Annotated in this window: 12 protein-coding genes and 4 tRNA genes; 5 read left to right on the top strand and 11 right to left on the bottom strand. The window is 60.5% G+C overall.

The genetic code is table 11. The features are described 5' to 3' along the window. Window positions 1-2: 2 nt before the first annotated feature. The gene (locus ASD95_RS12815) at window positions 3-3281 is read left to right on the top strand and encodes a PAS domain S-box protein (protein ID WP_056722163.1); all 3279 of its coding nucleotides are present in this window, start codon (window positions 3-5) and stop codon (window positions 3279-3281) included. A gap of 46 nt (window positions 3282-3327) precedes the next feature. Here the strand turns inward: ASD95_RS12815 and ASD95_RS12810 are convergent, their stop codons facing one another. The 10 genes from ASD95_RS12810 to gltX all read right to left on the bottom strand — a co-directional run bounded on the left by ASD95_RS12810 (window position 3328) and on the right by gltX (window position 9331). Then, window positions 3328-3774: an Hsp20 family protein gene (locus ASD95_RS12810; RefSeq protein ID WP_056722160.1), complete on the bottom strand. Its 447-nt coding sequence runs from the start codon at window positions 3772-3774 to the stop codon at window positions 3328-3330. Window positions 3775-3906: 132 nt separating this feature from the next. After that, entirely contained in the window at window positions 3907-4866 is a 960-nt protein-coding gene (locus ASD95_RS12805) for a tRNA dihydrouridine synthase (protein WP_056722158.1), read from the bottom strand. A gap of 123 nt (window positions 4867-4989) precedes the next feature. After that, the gene (locus tag ASD95_RS12800; protein ID WP_056722156.1) at window positions 4990-5439 is read right to left on the bottom strand and encodes an acyl-CoA thioesterase; all 450 of its coding nucleotides are present in this window, start codon (window positions 5437-5439) and stop codon (window positions 4990-4992) included. A 49-nt stretch (window positions 5440-5488) separates the two neighbouring features. After that, entirely contained in the window at window positions 5489-6322 is an 834-nt protein-coding gene (locus ASD95_RS12795; protein ID WP_056722154.1) for an alpha/beta fold hydrolase, read from the bottom strand. Between the two features lie 29 nt (window positions 6323-6351). Continuing rightward, window positions 6352-6891 carry a TetR/AcrR family transcriptional regulator gene (locus tag ASD95_RS12790; protein ID WP_056722152.1) on the bottom strand — a complete coding sequence of 180 codons (540 nt, stop codon included), beginning with the start codon at window positions 6889-6891 and terminating at the stop codon, window positions 6352-6354. Window positions 6892-7077: 186 nt separating this feature from the next. Beyond that, window positions 7078-7153: transfer RNA gene (locus ASD95_RS12785), tRNA-Glu, on the bottom strand. Between the two features lie 80 nt (window positions 7154-7233). Continuing rightward, window positions 7234-7309: transfer RNA gene (locus ASD95_RS12780), tRNA-Ala, on the bottom strand. A gap of 53 nt (window positions 7310-7362) precedes the next feature. Beyond that, window positions 7363-7438, bottom strand: a tRNA-Glu gene (locus tag ASD95_RS12775). Between the two features lie 79 nt (window positions 7439-7517). After that, window positions 7518-7593 (bottom strand) — tRNA-Ala (locus ASD95_RS12770). 256 nt (window positions 7594-7849) lie between these two features. Beyond that, window positions 7850-9331: a glutamate--tRNA ligase gene (gene gltX, locus ASD95_RS12765; protein ID WP_056722150.1), complete on the bottom strand. Its 1482-nt coding sequence runs from the start codon at window positions 9329-9331 to the stop codon at window positions 7850-7852. A 230-nt stretch (window positions 9332-9561) separates the two neighbouring features. On the opposite strand from gltX, the gene ASD95_RS12760 reads away from it, so the two are divergent. Then, window positions 9562-10650 carry an HlyD family secretion protein gene (locus tag ASD95_RS12760; RefSeq protein ID WP_056722149.1) on the top strand — a complete coding sequence of 363 codons (1089 nt, stop codon included), beginning with the start codon at window positions 9562-9564 and terminating at the stop codon, window positions 10648-10650. Window positions 10651-10699: 49 nt separating this feature from the next. Next, the gene (locus ASD95_RS12755) at window positions 10700-12190 is read left to right on the top strand and encodes an MDR family MFS transporter (RefSeq protein WP_177336457.1); all 1491 of its coding nucleotides are present in this window, start codon (window positions 10700-10702) and stop codon (window positions 12188-12190) included. Window positions 12191-12298: 108 nt separating this feature from the next. On the opposite strand, the gene uvrB is transcribed toward ASD95_RS12755, so the two are convergent. Then, window positions 12299-14314: an excinuclease ABC subunit UvrB gene (gene uvrB, locus ASD95_RS12750; protein WP_056722145.1), complete on the bottom strand. Its 2016-nt coding sequence runs from the start codon at window positions 14312-14314 to the stop codon at window positions 12299-12301. Here uvrB and ASD95_RS12745 point away from each other — a divergent pair. Together ASD95_RS12745 and ASD95_RS12740 are read left to right on the top strand one after the other, a co-directional pair. Further along, the gene (locus ASD95_RS12745) at window positions 14313-14648 is read left to right on the top strand and encodes a hypothetical protein (RefSeq protein WP_056722143.1); all 336 of its coding nucleotides are present in this window, start codon (window positions 14313-14315) and stop codon (window positions 14646-14648) included. The genes uvrB and ASD95_RS12745 overlap by 2 nt on opposite strands. Then, the gene (locus tag ASD95_RS12740; RefSeq protein WP_008050829.1) at window positions 14648-15844 is read left to right on the top strand and encodes an amino acid aminotransferase; all 1197 of its coding nucleotides are present in this window, start codon (window positions 14648-14650) and stop codon (window positions 15842-15844) included. Before ASD95_RS12745 ends, ASD95_RS12740 begins: the two co-directional genes overlap by 1 nt. Window positions 15845-16059: the final 215 nt, after the last annotated feature.

The raw sequence follows: 16059 nt of genomic DNA, 5'->3' as shown, positions 1-16059 counted from the left end.
CAATGCCCAAATCTGTTGATCGTATTCCGCCTATGCCGCGTATACAGGCACTTGACCCGAAAAACTCCGAACAGAGCTGGGAAAGTGCCTCGCAACTGTTGGCCGCGCTCAACGGCGCGCGCCTGGGTGCCTGGTATTGGGATATCGAGCGCGGGCAGATCAGCTGGTCCCGGGGTACGCAGGCGTTGTTTGGCTTCGACCCCCGCAAACCGTTGCCAGCGGATCTGGAATACCTCGACCTGCTGCCCCCGGAAGATCGCGCGAAAACCGTTCGCGCGTTCCACGCGGTCATCGCTGGCGCGCCGCTGGAGCAAATGATGCACCACCGCATCCGCTGGCCCGATGGCAGCCTGCACTGGCTGGAAATCAGCGGCAGCCTCTTGCCCGACAAGCACGGCCGGCCACGGATGATCGGTGTGATCCGCGAGATTACCCACCAGCGCCAGCGCGAACAGGCGTTGAGCAGCTCGGAAAAACGCTTCGCCACCCTGTTCCACCTGTGCCCGAACATGGTCCTGCTGACCCGCCAGGAAGACGGCCTGATCACCGAAGCCAACCAGTATTTCGAAAGCCTGTTCGGCTGGCCGGTACAGAATGCAATCGGCCGCACCACCCTGGAGCTGGGCCTGTGGGTACACCCCGAGCAACGGGACGAACTGGTCAAGGCCACCAAAGCCAAAGGCGACCTGGTCAGCATGGAAGTGCAGTTTCGCGCCAGCAATGGCCAGATCCACGACGGCATCCTCAGTGCGCAAAAGGTCGAGCTCGAAGGCCAGCCCTATCTACTGAGCACTTTCCTTGACACCACCGAACGCAAAGTCGCCGAACAAGCCCTCAAGGACAGCCAGGAACGCCTCGACCTGGCCCTGGACTCGGCGCAACTGGGCACCTGGGACTGGCACATTCCCAGCGGCATGCTCTACGGATCGGCACGGGCCGCCCAACTGCACGGTCTGGACGCCAAACCTTTCCACGAGTCCTTCGACGAGTTCTTCGAAGGCGTGCCCGGCGAAGAACGCGACACCATGCGCGACGCTTACCGTAGCCTGCGTGAAGGCCCGGCCGGCAACTATCAATTGACCTACCGCGTGCAATTGCCCGACGGCAGTTCGCGCTACCTGGAAAGCCGTGCCCGCCTCTACCGTGATGACAGCGGCGTGCCGGTGCGCATGGCCGGCACATTGCTCGACATCACCGACCAAGTGGAGCGTGAACAACGGCTGGTGGCCTCCGAAGAAAAATTCGCCACGCTGTTCCAGGTCAGCCCCGATCCGATCTGCGTCACCCGCCAGGACTCCGGCCAGTTCATTGAGATCAACTCCAGCTTCACCCAGACCTTCGGCTGGAGCACCGCCGATGTGATCGGCCGCAGCGCCGACGAAATCGGCCTGTGGGACGCTTCGGCGAAAAGCCTGCGACGGATCGAACAAGTGATCCGCGAACAAGGCCTGAACAACGTGGCCATTCTGGTCCAGCACAAGGACGGACAGGCCCTGACTTGCGTGATTTCCAGCCGCCAGATCAGCGTCGGCGACCAGCCCTGCATCGTCACCACGCTGCGCGACATCACCCAGCAACAGCGCTCGGAAGCGGCGCTCAAGGCCAGTGAAGAGAAATTCGCCAAGGCCTTCCACTCCAGCCCCGACGCCATCACCATCACCGAGCGCGACACCGGGCGCTATCTGGAGGTCAACGACGGCTTCTGCCGCCTGACCGGCTACCGCGCCGAGGAAGTGGTGGGCCGCACGGTGTATCAGGTCGGGATCTGGGCCGAAGAAAAACAACGCTCGGCGCTACTGGCCGAATTGCAGATCAAGGGCCGGGTTCATCACCAGGAAATGCTCGGGCGCAACAAGCGCGGCGAACTGCTCACCGTCGAAGTCTCGGTGGAACCGATCACCCTCAACGAAACCGCCTGCCTGCTGCTGACCGCGCGTGACGTCAGCCTGTTGAAAAACGCCGAAGCGCAGATCCGCCACCTGGCCTACCACGACCCACTGACCAACCTGCCCAACCGCGCCTTGCTGATGGACCGCCTGAGCCAGCAGATCGCCCTGCTCAAACGCCATAACCTGCGCGGCGCACTGATGTTCCTCGACCTCGACCATTTCAAGCACATCAACGACTCCCTCGGGCACCCGGTGGGCGATACGGTGCTGAAAATCATCACCGCGCGCCTGGAGGCCAGCGTGCGCATGGAGGACACCGTTGCGCGCCTGGGCGGTGACGAATTCGTGGTCCTGCTCAGCGGCCTCGAAGGCTCGCGCAGCGAGGTCAGCGATCAGGTTCGCGAAGTGGCCGACACCATCCGCGAGCTGCTGTCCGAGCCGATGTTCCTCGACGGCCAGCGCCTGCAAGTGACGCCCAGCATCGGCATTGCCCTGATCCCCGATCACGGCTCGACTCCGACCGACCTGCTCAAGCGCGCCGACATCGCGCTCTATCGCGCCAAGGACTCGGGGCGCAATACCGCGCAGATGTACCACAACACCATGCAGAAGGCCGCGAGCGAACGCCTGCGCATGGAAACCGACCTGCGCCTGGCGCTTTCCCGGGGCGAGTTTCGCGTGCATTACCAACCCCAGGTCGACGCCCGGGGCGACCGCATCGTCGGTGCCGAGGCGCTGGTGCGCTGGAGTCATCCAGAGCTCGGCGCGCAGTCACCCAACGAGTTCATCAAGGTGCTGGAAGACAGCGGGCTGATTCTGGAAGTCGGCAACTGGATCCTCGACGAAGCCTGCCAGGCCTTCAAGCAATTGATCGACAACGGTCTGGTGAATCCGTACAAATTCAGCCTGTGCGTGAACATCAGCCCGCGCCAGTTCCGCCAGAACGACTTCGTTGAACGAATTGAACAAAGCCTGGCCAGCTACGGCCTGCCCTGCTCCCTGTTGAAGCTGGAAATCACCGAAGGCATCGTGATCCAGAACCTGGAAGACACCATCAACAAAATGCGTCGCCTGAAAAAACTCGGCGTGAGCTTCGCCATGGACGACTTCGGCACCGGCTACTCCTCACTGACCTACCTCAAGCGCTTGCCGGTCGATACCCTTAAAATCGACAAGTCGTTTATCCGCGACGCCACCAGCGACCCGAACGACGCCGAGATCATCCGCGCCATCGTCGCCATGGCCCGCAGCCTGGATTTGAAGGTAATTGCCGAAGGGGTGGAAACAGCGGAGCAGCTTGAGTTCCTGCAGGGGCTGGAGTGCCATTTCTATCAGGGGTACTTGCACAGCCAGCCGTTGCCGGTGGAGGAGTTTCAAAAACTGCTGAAGTGACGTGCACAAAAAAGGGCGCCAATGGCGCCCTTCTTCTTGCTCTGACTCAGTGTTGCAGAGCCTTCTTCTGCGTGCCGTTGATCGGGATGCGCTTGGCTTTCGCCTCTTCCGGAATCACCCGCAGCAGGTCGATGCTCAACAGACCGTTGCTCAGGCCGGCAGCCTTGATCTCGATGTGGTCCGCCAGACGGAATGACAGTTTGAAGGCACGTTGCGCAATGCCCTGATACAGATAAGTGACGTCTTCATTCGCGTCGCGTTTACCGCCACTGATGGTCAGCACACCCTTCTCGACTTCGAGTTCCAGATCTTCTTCCTGGAAACCGGCTGCGGCAATGACGATGCGGTATTGATCGTCGCCATGTTTCTCCACGTTATAGGGTGGATAGCTGCTGCCTGGTTCGTTGCGCAGGGCGGTCTCGAACAGGTCGTTGAAACGGTCGAAACCTACCGAGGAACGGAACAGTGGGGCCAGGGATAATGTAGTAGCCATGATGCAAATCTCCTGAAAACAATCAGCAAGGTTTTTTGTCTCCGCGACCCGAATTCGGCATCGCGTAATCCTTAGATAGGGATCGCCGATTGCATTTCAAGAGATTATTTTCTGCTTTTTTTGTAAAAAGTTTCAGGCCGCCTCTGCCACTGGCAGCCCCAGCAAACGCGAGACGTTATCCAGCTCGGTCTCACGACGCAGCACGGTGAACAGTTCCACCGCCTCGGGATAATTGCGGGTCAGCATCGCCAGCCATTGCTTCAGGCGACCCGGCGACTGGCGTGGCGTCATCTGCGCCTTGGCTTGCAGCCAGAAGTCCTGGATCAGCGGCAGCAGCTCGGCCCAGGTCATCTCGACCACCTCCTCACCGGCCCGCGCCGCGGCGATCTGCCGGGCGAGATCCGGACGCGAAACCAGGCCGCGACCGAGCATGATGTCTTCCACGCCGCTGATCTCGCGGCAGCGCCGCCAGTCTTCGACGCTCCAGATGTCACCGTTGGCGAACACCGGCACCTTGACCACGTCCTGCACCCGCGGAATCCATTCCCAGTGTGCTGGCGGCTTGTAGCCGTCGACCTTGGTCCGCGCATGCACCACGATGTGTTCGGCGCCGCCTTCGGCCAGGGCCGTGGCACATACCAGCGAACCGTCCGGGCTGTCGAAGCCCAGGCGCATCTTGGCGGTGACTGGAATGTGCGCGGGGACGGCACGACGGACGTGCTCGACGATCTTGTTGAGCAGCTCGGGCTCCTTGAGCAATACCGCGCCACCACGGGATTTGTTGACGGTCTTGGCCGGGCAACCGAAGTTCAGGTCGATCACTTCGGAACCCAGCTCGCAGGCCAGCGCGGCATTTTCCGCCAGGCACACGGGGTCGGAACCGAGCAGTTGCACACGCAGCGGCACACCGGAGGCCGTCCGGGCACCGTTGAGCAACTCCGGGCCGAACTTGTGGAAATAGGCAGGTGTGAGCAACTGGTCGTTGACCCGAATGAACTCGGTCACGCACCAGTCAATACCACCCACGCGGGTCAGCACATCGCGCAGGATGTCGTCGACCAACCCCTCCATGGGCGCCAAAGCAATTTGCATGAAAAACACACTCGAGGAAAAACGTGCGGCAGTTTACTGGGTTCAGAGAAAATCTGCAGAACATCGCAGATCCATTGTGGGAGCGAGCAAGTCGGACCGCCGCACCGCCGCTCCCACAGAAAGTCAGGGTTGTACCAACTCCTGCGCCCGGATCGCCGGGCCATAGCCCTCGATGAATTCAGTCGGCATGCGCTTGGGCTTGCCGGTGGACAGTTCGATGCAGACAAACGTGGTCTGCGCGCGCAATAACGTGGTGTTGTCGCTGGGGCGGATCAACTGGAAGTGCCGGGTCATTTTCAGGCGCTGATCCCAATCGACGATCCAGGTCGCCAATTGCAACTCATCGTCCTCATAGGCTGCCGCCAGGTAATCGATCTCGTGTCGCACCACCGCCATGGCCCGGTCCAGCCGCCGGTATTCGACCAGGTCCAGGCCAAGGCGCTGGGAGTGGCGCCAGGCACAGCGCTCGAGCCAGGTCACGTAGACCGCGTTGTTCGCATGCCCCAACCCGTCAATGTCCTCGGCGCTCACTTGCAGATCAATGATGAACGGCGTTTCCCGATCCCAGCCCATGCCCGACTCCCTGGTCAGATAATTTCGACCGGGGCAGTGTAACGGAAGCTCAGGCGGATTGGCGCGATTGCAGACTGCGCCCGGCCAGCAGTGATAACACGCCATCAATCACCTGCGGGTCAGCCAACACTCGCTGATGACCACCGTCCTTCAAACGCAACAAGCGACTGTCGAACCAGGCTTCGTGAATCAGCTGGGATTCCTTCACCAGGACGAAGTTGTCGTCTTCGGCGTGGACAATCAGGCCAGGCATGTCGAGTTGATAGTGCGCGACATCCAGCATCGCGGCTCGCATGCCAACGTCTTGCTCGACCTGGCGAATGAACGCCGAGCGGGCCTTCGGTGGCAGCCCGACATAGCGGGCAAAGCCACGCAACACGCCGAGAATCCGCGCCGGAGCGGCAATGGTGACCAGGGTTTCGGTGCGCAAGCCCAACTGGACCGCGAGCATCGCACTGGCGCCGCCCATGGAGTGGCCGATGACCGCTTGCAGGGGGGGCAGTTCGGCGGCCGCTTCAAGCATGGCGCGGGCGAACAGCACCACATTCGCTTCGCTGCCCGGCGAGCGACCGTGGGCCGGACCATCGAGAGCCACGACCGAGTAACCGGCATCGACCAGCGCGGTGATGAGGCTGGCAAACTGCGTGGGCCGCCCTTCCCAACCATGCATCAGCAAGACTGCCGGGCCCTGGCCCCAGCGCAAGGCCGAGAGACCGAAACGCAGGGTGATTCGCTCGGACCTGGCCAACAGTGGCAGCTCCCAGTCACGCAGCGGCAGATCCCGTGGCGTCATGAACGCCTGTCGCATTTTGCTTGCGACCAGTTTCGGGGCAAACCAGCCCAAGGTGCCATTAACGCCACGAACCCACTTTAACGCGCTCATCGCATTCTCCTCAGGCCGCAGCCTTCAGGTCAGCGCACTGCCGATTTGGCGGCGCGCAGTAATCGATCGGACAACTCTCCCGGCCCCAGCGCTCGCGCCAGAGCCAGCCCACCCACCATCAAGGCCATGTCGGCCAGGGCTTTTTCGGTTTCTTCGGGGCTGGCCGCCAACTGCGCGACCATCAGCTCCACATGCTCATTGAGCGCAACACGAAACGCTTCCGGCAACCGCCCCAGTTCGCCGACCGATGCCGGGATCGGACAGGCCGATTCGGAGGAATCACGGTGCTTGCGCGACAAATAAAACGCCGCCACCAGCGCCCGGCGCTCTTCACCCGTCAACTCCGAGTCCATGTCGGCAATCAGGTCACGGCGGTGACCGAGCAATTGCCTGAACGCCTCGAGCATCATCGCGTCCTTGCTTTCGAAGTGGGCGTAGAAGCCGCCGACCGTCAGGCCCGCCGCGCCCATCACTTCGCCCACGCTTGGCTCGGCCGGGCCGCGCTGAATCAGCGCTGCGCTGGCAGCCTTGAGGATGCGCTCGCGGGTTTGAGCTTTTTTATCGTTCATCGTTGCCTCCGAATATTACGATTGAAATATTATTCTCATAATAAATTTTAGCAAGTCATGGGTGTGACCGCTGGTCTGAAGAACAGTTTTTTTGGGAAAAGGAGGAATTTGGCCAAACGCCAGACAAACAAAAGGGCCATTCAATAATTGAATGACCCTTATAAAATCCCGCAGAGCGGGTAATCGTGGCGTCCCCTAGGGGACTCGAACCCCTGTTACCGCCGTGAAAGGGCGGTGTCCTAGGCCACTAGACGAAGGGGACACAAACCCTTCTATACAACTGATCAGTGCTGAGTGCTGATCGATTCAAGGCCGGTGTGGCCAGACCTTGAACTGTAAAATTGGTGGAGCTAAGCGGGATCGAACCGCTGACCTCCTGCATGCCATGCAGGCGCTCTCCCAGCTGAGCTATAGCCCCGGATTTTTCGCCTCGCGGCGGAGCGACATCTTGCAACATCGCTTCTGTAAAACTGGCGTCCCCTAGGGGACTCGAACCCCTGTTACCGCCGTGAAAGGGCGGTGTCCTAGGCCACTAGACGAAGGGGACGCAAACCCTTCTATACAACTGATCAACGCTGAGTGTTGATCGCTTCAAGGCCGGTGTGGCCAGGCCTCGAAGTGTAAATTGGTGGAGCTAGACGGGATCGAACCGTCGACCTCTTGCATGCCATGCAAGCGCTCTCCCAGCTGAGCTATAGCCCCTCATCGTTGATGTCATCGCTGAGGACGGGGCGAATCTTAAGGGCGTATCGAAAGCCTGTCAAACTTATTTTTCAAAAAATTTAAAATTTTTTGCCGACATAACAACCACTTACCGCCCTCCCCCCGGAAATCCGGGGTTTGGGGAAAGAGCGCAGGCCCGTAGGAGCTGGCGAAGCCTGCGATCTTTTCGGAGCAACCAGAAAGCAAGATCAAAAGATCACAGCCTTCGGCAGCTCCTGCACAAGGTCAAATGCGCTTAGGCGATGGCGCCCAGCAGCTTTTCCCATTCCTTGTTTTCTTTCTTCGACACGCCGCCCAGCAGGTCAATGGCCTGGCGCAGACGGAAACGGGTCAGGTCCGGCCCGAGGATTTCCATCGCATCGAGCACCGACACAGAGCTGGCCTGGCCGGTGATCGCAGCGAACATCAGCGGCATGGCATCACGCAGCTTCAGCTCCAGGGACTCGACCACCGCCTGAATGGTCGCGGTGATGCTGTCCTTCTCCCACTGACGCAGGCTTTCGAGCTTCCACAGGATCAACTGCATCAACTGACGAACCTGATCGCCCGACAGTTTCTTGGATTCGAACAGCTTGGCATCGGGGTTCACGCCACCGGCAAAGAAGAACCCGGCCAGCGGTGCCACCTGGCTGAAGGTTTCGACCCGGCCCTGCACGTGCGGTGCGATCTTCATCATGTATTCGGAATTGAACGCCCACTTCTGCACGCGCGCGGCGAACTCTTCCACCGGCAGGTCACGCAGCCACTGGCCGTTGAGCCACGACAGTTTCTCGATATCGAAGATCGGCCCGCCGAGGGACACACGCTTGAGGTCGAAGTTGTCGACCATTTCCTGCAACGAGAACTTCTCGCGCTCGTCCGGCATCGACCAACCCATGCGGCCCAGGTAGTTGAGCATCGCTTCAGGCATGAAGCCCATGCGCTCGTAGAAGGTCACCGAGGTCGGGTTCTTGCGCTTGGACAGCTTGCTCTTGTCCGGGTTACGCAGCAGCGGCATGTAGCACAGCTCCGGTTGTTCCCAGCCGAAGTACTCGTACAGCAGGATCAGCTTCGGTGCCGATGGCAGCCACTCTTCGCCACGCAATACGTGGGTGATGCCCATCAGGTGGTCGTCGACCACGTTGGCCAGGAAGTACGTCGGCAAGCCGTCGGTCTTCATCAGGACTTGCATGTCCATGCGGTCCCACGGGATTTCAACGTCGCCACGCAGCATGTCCGGCACCACGCAGACGCCTTCGCTCGGTACTTTCATGCGGATAACGTGGGGCTCGCCAGCGGCCAGGCGACGGTCGACTTCTTCCTTGGACAGCAGCAGCGCGCGGCCGTCGTAACGCGGGGTTTCACCGCGAGCCATCTGCTCGGCGCGCATCTGGTCCAGCTCTTCGGCGGTGCAGAAGCACGGGAAAGCATGACCGAGCTCTACAAGCTGCTGGCAATACTTCTGGTAAATGTCGCCGCGCTCGCTTTGACGGTACGGACCGTGCGGGCCGCCGACATCCGGGCCTTCGCTCCAGTCGATGCCCAGCCAGCGCAAGGCGTCGAAAATCTGCTGTTCGGACTCGCGGGTCGAACGCAACTGGTCAGTGTCTTCGATCCGCAGGATGAACTCACCGCCGTGTTGCTTGGCAAAGCAATAGTTGAACAAGGCGATGTAGGCGGTACCTACGTGGGGATCCCCGGTAGGCGATGGCGCGATGCGAGTGCGGACGGTGGTCATGGCATGTCTCGAAAAGAATAAAAGCGAAGTTCAAACAAGGCGCGAATGGTAACAGGCGACACCCGCCCGGCTCCAGTGAACAGGGCATTTAAGCCAAGGTTGCGTCTGTAACGCCCGTATAGGGAGGTGAATGGCCGAATATCAGCCGATGGCATTTACCGCTTATCGGCTGTATGCCAGATTTGCCTGCTGATAACTTCTCTTACAATTTCTCGACTACAGTTTGCCCCATGCCTGCCCAACTCAAGCGTCGCCTCTTCTCGTTCCTGCTGATTGTCCTGTTGATTGCCGGGGGCCTGTTTGCCCATTGGCTGTTCAAGGGGCGCTTTTATGAAAGCACCGACAACGCTTATGTCCAGGGCGAGATCACCCGCGTGTCGAGCCAATTGGGCGCGCGTATCGATAAGGTGCTGGTGCAGGACAACCAGCATGTCGAGAAAGGCCAGTTGCTGGTCAAACTCGAAGGCGACGACTTCCGCCTCGCGGTCGACCGCGCCAATGCCGCCCTGGCCACCCGCGAGGCCGAGCGCCTGCAAGCCCAGAGTAAACTGACCCAGCAGGCCAGCCTGATTGCCGCCAGCGAAGCGCAAGTCGCATCCAGCCAGGCCAGCCTGGGTCGCTCGCAAATCGACCTGACCCGCGCCGAGACCTTGCGCAAACCAGGCTTTATTTCGGAAGAACGGGTGACCACCCTCTCCGCCGACAACCACATCGCCCGCTCGCAAGTGGCCAAGGCCCAGGCCGACGCGCAAGGCCAGCGCCAGCAGGTCAATGCCCTGAATGCGGAAATCAAACGCCTCGACGCGCAGATCGCCAACGCCAGAACCGACCTGGCCCAGGCCGAACTGAACCTGACCCGCAGCGAAATCCACGCGCCCATCAGCGGCCTGATCGGCCAGCGTGCAGCCCGCGAAGGCCAATACGTGCAGGCCGGCGCTTACCTGTTGTCGATCGTGCCGGACGAAGACATCTGGATTCAGGCCAACTTCAAGGAAACCCAGATTGGCCACATGCAACCCGGCCAGGAAGCCGAACTGACCTTCGACGCCTACAGCGACACCCCGATCAAAGCCCGGGTCGACAGCCTGTTCGCCGCCTCGGGTGCGCAGTTCAGCCTGTTGCCACCGGACAATGCCACGGGCAACTTCACCAAAGTCGTCCAACGGATTCCGGTAAAACTGACCTTCGCCGCGGACAATCCGCTGCGCGGCAAGATCCGCCCAGGCATGTCGGTCACCGCCAAGGTGAACATCAAGGACACCCCTGAAGAAGTCACCCCCAAAGTGAGCCACAAAGACGCCCCTGACGATGGCCGGTGATCAACTGATCCGCCCGGTCGGCGAACCGACCCGGCGGGACTGGATTGCAGTGATGAGCGTGATGCTCGGTGCGTTCATGGCGGTGCTGGACATCCAGATCACCAATTCCTCGCTCAAGGACATCCAGGGTGCACTGTCGGCGACCCTGGAAGAAGGTTCGTGGATTTCCACCTCGTACCTGGTGGCGGAAATCATCATGATCCCGCTCACCGCCTGGCTCGTGCAGTTGCTGTCGGCGCGACGCCTGGCGGTGTGGGTGTCCCTCGGGTTCCTGGTCGCATCCCTGCTCTGCTCCATGGCGTGGAGCCTGGAAAGCATGATCGTGTTCCGCGCCCTGCAAGGCTTTACCGGTGGCGCGCTGATTCCGCTGGCGTTCACCCTGACCCTGATCAAGCTCCCGGAACACCACCGCGCCAAAGGCATGGCCATGTTCGCCATGACCGCCACATTCGCGCCCTCCATCGGCCCGACCCTCGGCGGCTGGCTGACGGAAAACTGGGGCTGGGAATACATCTTCTACATCAACATCCCGCCCGGCCTGATCATGATCGCCGGCCTGATGTACGGCCTGGAGAAAAAAGAAGCCCACTGGGAATTGCTCAAAAGCACCGACTACGCCGGCATTCTCACCCTCGGCGTCGGGCTCGGTTGCTTGCAGGTGTTCCTGGAAGAAGGCCATCGCAAGGACTGGCTGGAATCGAGCCTGATCGTAACCCTGGGCAGCATCGCACTGGTCAGCCTGATCAGTTTTGTGATCGTGCAGACCTCCAAACCCAATCCGCTGATCAACCTCGGCATCCTGCGCAATCGCAACTTTGGCTTATCGAGCATTTCCAGTGTCGGGATGGGGGTCGGGCTGTACGGCTCGATCTACCTGTTGCCGCTTTATCTGGCGCAGATCCAGAACTACAACGCCCTGCAGATCGGTGAAGTGATCATGTGGATGGGCGTGCCGCAGCTGTTCCTGATCCCGCTGGTGCCCAAGTTGATGAAATACGTCTCGCCGAAATGGCTGTGCACCCTGGGCTTCGGGCTATTCGGTCTGGCGAGCTTCTCTTCGGGCGTGCTGAACCCGGACTTTGCCGGGCCGCAGTTCAATCAGATCCAGATCATCCGTGCCCTGGGGCAGCCGCTGATCATGGTCACCATTTCGTTGATCGCCACGGCGTACATTCTTCCGCAAGACGCGGGGTCGGCCTCGAGCCTGTTCAACATCCTGCGCAACCTCGGCGGCGCCATCGGCATCGCCCTGCTCGCCACCCTGCTGGATGCGCGGACCAAGGTTTACTTTGACTACCTGCGTGAATCCATCGTGCCGGGCAATCCGCAGGTGGCTGAACGGATTGCCTCGCTGGCTGACCGGCTGGGTAACGAAACGGCAGCCCTGGGCAAACTCAGCGAGATCGCCCACCAACAGGCGTCGATCATGGCCTATAACGATGCGTTTCACTTTGTCGGGATTGCGTTGGGGATCAGCATGGTGGCGGTGTTGCTGACCAGGAAATTGCCGGAAGGGTTGAAGGCGGGTGAGGCTCATTGACTCACCGCAAATTACCGTAGGAGCTGCCGAAGGCTGCGATCTTTAGATTGCTCCTTTCAAAACAAGATCAAAAGATCGCAGCCTTCGGCAGCTCCTACAGAATTTGTGTCAGACCGTCAGAAGTCTTTCGCGCAACTTGGCAATCTCGTCGCGCATCTGCGCCGCCGCTTCGAATTCCAGGTCGCGGGCGAGTTGGTACATCTTCTCTTCCAGGGCCTTGATACGCTTGGCGATCTCGCCCGGCGAGCGCAATTCGGCCTCGTACCGGGCGTTTTCCTCGGCAGCCTTGGCCATGCCCTTGCGCTTCTTGCTACGTGAACCGGGTACGGTGGCGCCTTCCATGATGTCGGCGACGTCCTTGAACACGCCTTTGGGGGTGATGCCATTGGCCAGGTTGAAGGCGATCTGCTTGTCGCGACGGCGCTCGGTTTCGCCGATCGCGCGCTCCATGGAGCCGGTGATCCGGTCGGCATACAGAATCGCCCGACCGTTGAGGTTACGCGCCGCCCGGCCGATGGTCTGGATCAGCGAGCGCTCGGAACGCAGGAAGCCTTCCTTGTCGGCATCGAGGATCGCCACCAGCGAGACTTCCGGCATGTCCAGGCCTTCGCGCAGCAGGTTGATGCCCACCAGCACATCGAAGGTGCCAAGGCGCAAATCGCGGATGATCTCGACCCGTTCCACGGTGTCGATGTCCGAGTGCAGGTAACGCACGCGCACGCCGTGGTCGGCCAGGTAATCGGTCAAATCCTCGGCCATGCGCTTGGTCAGCGTGGTGACGAGCACCCGCTCTTCCAGAGCGACGCGCTTGCTGATTTCCGACAGCAAGTCGTCGACCTGGGTCAGTGCCGGGCGAATCTCGATTTGTGGGTCCACCAGCCCGGTCGGGCGCACCACCATGTCAATGACGCGGCCAGCGTGTTCGGCTTCGTAGTTGCCCGGGGTCGCCGAGACGAAAATCGTCTGTGGGCTGATGCGTTCCCACTCATCGAAACGCATCGGCCGGTTGTCCAGCGCCGACGGCAGGCGGAAACCGTATTCCACCAGGGTCTCTTTACGCGAACGGTCGCCTTTGTACATCGCACCGACCTGCGGCACGCTGACGTGGGACTCGTCGATCACCAGCAAGGCATCGGCCGGCAGGTAATCGTAAAGCGTCGGTGGCGCCGCGCCGGCTTCGCGGCCGGACAGATAGCGCGAGTAGTTTTCGATGCCGTTGCAGTAACCCAGTTCGAGGATCATCTCCAGGTCGAAACGGGTGCGCTGCTCCAGACGCTGGGCTTCCACCAGTTTGTTGTTGGAGCGCAGGTATTCCAGACGCTCCTGCAACTCGACCTTGATGCCTTCGACCGCGCCCATCAGGGTTTCCCGGGGCGTTACGTAGTGGCTCTTCGGGTAGAAGGTGAAGCGCGGCAGTTTGCGAATCACTTCGCCGGTCAGCGGGTCGAACGCCGACAGGCTTTCCACTTCATCGTCAAACAATTCGATGCGGATCGCTTCGAAATCGGATTCCGCCGGGTGGATATCGATCACATCGCCGCGCACACGGAAGGTCGCACGGGCAAAATCCATGTCGTTGCGGGTGTACTGCAGGTCGGCCAGGCGTCGCAGCAGTTCGCGCTGATCGAGCCGGTCACCGCGATCCACGTGCAACACCATCTTCAAATAGGTTTCCGGACTGCCCAGACCGTAGATGCAGGACACCGTGGTGACGATGATCGCGTCCTTGCGCTCAAGCAACGCCTTGGTCGCCGACAGACGCATCTGCTCGATGTGGTCGTTGATCGACGCATCCTTCTCGATGAAGGTGTCCGAGGACGGCACGTAGGCTTCCGGCTGGTAGTAGTCGTAGTAGGAAACGAAATATTCCACCGCGTTGTTCGGGAAGAACGCCTTGAACTCCCCGTATAACTGCGCCGCCAGGGTCTTGTTCGGCGCCAGCACCAGGGTCGGACGCTGCACCTGGGCGATCACGTTGGCGATGCTGAAGGTCTTGCCCGAGCCGGTCACACCGAGCAGCGTCTGGTGCGCCAACCCGGCCTCGATGCCCTCGACCATCAGTCGGATGGCTTCCGGCTGATCGCCGGCGGGCTCGAAACGGGTGACTAGCTGGAATTCAGACATGAAATACCTCTGGATCACTCTTGCCGGTAAAACCGGCACGAACGAGAAAGACCGCAAACGACCGATGTCGCCCGAAAAAAACTGGATTGTGCTCAATGTGGAGCCGATTGCCAGCGCTTTCAAGGCAAACGTCCTACATCGCGCAAAACCTTTGCCGACGCCATTCGACTACCGGTCGAGAAATAATAGGAAAAACTTACCCGAAATGTTGATTCGCCTGTCGCCAGCCATCGCCGATGGCCTCTATACTAGCTCCCCGTTTGTGCACCGCTCTAGTGCATTCGGCTGGAGCGCGACACGTCCCTCCACACTCCATTCAGAGCCGCCGCAATAATGAGCCTGTTCTCCGCTGTCGAAATGGCACCACGCGATCCAATCCTGGGCCTCAACGAAGCATTCAACGCCGATACCCGGACCAACAAAGTCAACCTGGGAGTCGGTGTTTACTGCAACGAGGAGGGGCGAATTCCACTCCTGCGCGCCGTTGTCGAAGCCGAAACCATTCGCGCCGCTCAACACGTTTCCCGTGGCTACCTGCCAATCGACGGCATCGCTGCCTACGACCAGGCTGTGCAGAAATTGCTGTTCGGCAATGACTCGCCGCTGATCGCCGCTGGCCGCGTCATCACCACCCAGGCCGTTGGTGGTACTGGCGCACTGAAAATCGGCGCCGACTTCCTCAAGCAACTGTTGCCGAACGCCGTCGTGGCGATCAGCGACCCGAGCTGGGAAAACCACCGCGCCCTGTTCGAAACCGCCGGTTTCCCGGTGCAGAACTACCGTTACTACGACGCCGCGACCCACGACGTGAACCGTACCGGCATGCTGGAAGACCTGAACGCGCTGCCAAACGGCTCGATCATTGTGCTGCACGCCTGCTGCCACAACCCGACCGGCGTGGACCTGAGCCCGGCGGACTGGAAGAACGTCCTGGAAGTCGTTAAAGCCAAAGGCCACGTGCCGTTCCTCGACATGGCCTACCAGGGCTTTGGCGATGGCATCGACGAAGACGCCGCCGCCGTGCGCCTGTTTGCTGAATCGGGCCTGACTTTCTTCGCTTCCAGCTCGTTCTCCAAGTCGTTCTCGCTGTACGGCGAGCGCGTTGGGGCCCTGTCGATCGTCAGCGAATCGAAAGAAGAAAGCGCGCGCGTGTTGTCGCAAGTCAAACGTGTGATCCGCACCAACTACTCCAACCCGCCGACCCACGGTGCCAGCGTTGTCGCTGCAGTACTGAACAGCCCGGAACTGCGCGCCCAGTGGGAAGCCGAGCTGGCCGAGATGCGCCTGCGCATTCGTGGCATGCGCACCCAGATGGTCGACCTGCTGGCACAAAAAGCGCCTCAGCGTGATTTCAGCTTCGTCGGTCGCCAGTGCGGCATGTTCTCCTACTCCGGCCTGACGGTTGAGCAAGTTCACCGCCTGCGCAACGAGTTCGGCATCTACGCCCTGGACACCGGCCGCATTTGCGTGGCCGCGCTGAACCAGAGCAACATCAAGGTTGTGACGGACGCTATCGTCCAGGTCATCTGATTACGCCTTGAAATGAAAAACGGGAAGCCATGTGGCTTCCCGTTTTTTTATTTGCTTCAGATAATTCTCAACGCAACGACGCAGCCCTCTAAACTCCACACAAGTCAAAATGTGGGAGCGGGCTTGCTCGCGAAGACGGCAGTACATTCAATACTTGTACAACCTGACCCACCGCTTTCGCGAGCAAGCCCGCTCCCACAGGATTTGTGTACGAA

It is taken from the genome of Pseudomonas sp. Root71, assembly GCF_001429045.1.
Lineage (GTDB): Bacteria > Pseudomonadota > Gammaproteobacteria > Pseudomonadales > Pseudomonadaceae > Aquipseudomonas > Aquipseudomonas monachiensis.
The sequence above is the reverse complement of the archived record's forward strand: the minus strand, read 5'-3'. Positions and strand labels throughout refer to the sequence as shown.

Coding starts and splice junctions, on each gene's coding strand:
- ASD95_RS12815 (WP_056722163.1), top strand. CDS start 3: ATGCCCAAATCTGTTGATCGTATTCCGCCTATGCCGCGTATACAGGCA.
- ASD95_RS12810 (WP_056722160.1), bottom strand. CDS start 3,774: ATGGCTACTACATTATCCCTGGCCCCACTGTTCCGTTCCTCGGTAGGT.
- gltX (WP_056722150.1), bottom strand. CDS start 9,331: ATGACCACCGTCCGCACTCGCATCGCGCCATCGCCTACCGGGGATCCC.
- ASD95_RS12805 (WP_056722158.1), bottom strand. CDS start 4,866: ATGCAAATTGCTTTGGCGCCCATGGAGGGGTTGGTCGACGACATCCTG.
- ASD95_RS12795 (WP_056722154.1), bottom strand. CDS start 6,322: ATGAGCGCGTTAAAGTGGGTTCGTGGCGTTAATGGCACCTTGGGCTGG.
- ASD95_RS12740 (WP_008050829.1), top strand. CDS start 14,648: ATGAGCCTGTTCTCCGCTGTCGAAATGGCACCACGCGATCCAATCCTG.
- ASD95_RS12790 (WP_056722152.1), bottom strand. CDS start 6,891: ATGAACGATAAAAAAGCTCAAACCCGCGAGCGCATCCTCAAGGCTGCC.
- ASD95_RS12745 (WP_056722143.1), top strand. CDS start 14,313: ATGAAATACCTCTGGATCACTCTTGCCGGTAAAACCGGCACGAACGAG.
- uvrB (WP_056722145.1), bottom strand. CDS start 14,314: ATGTCTGAATTCCAGCTAGTCACCCGTTTCGAGCCCGCCGGCGATCAG.
- ASD95_RS12800 (WP_056722156.1), bottom strand. CDS start 5,439: ATGGGCTGGGATCGGGAAACGCCGTTCATCATTGATCTGCAAGTGAGC.
- ASD95_RS12760 (WP_056722149.1), top strand. CDS start 9,562: ATGCCTGCCCAACTCAAGCGTCGCCTCTTCTCGTTCCTGCTGATTGTC.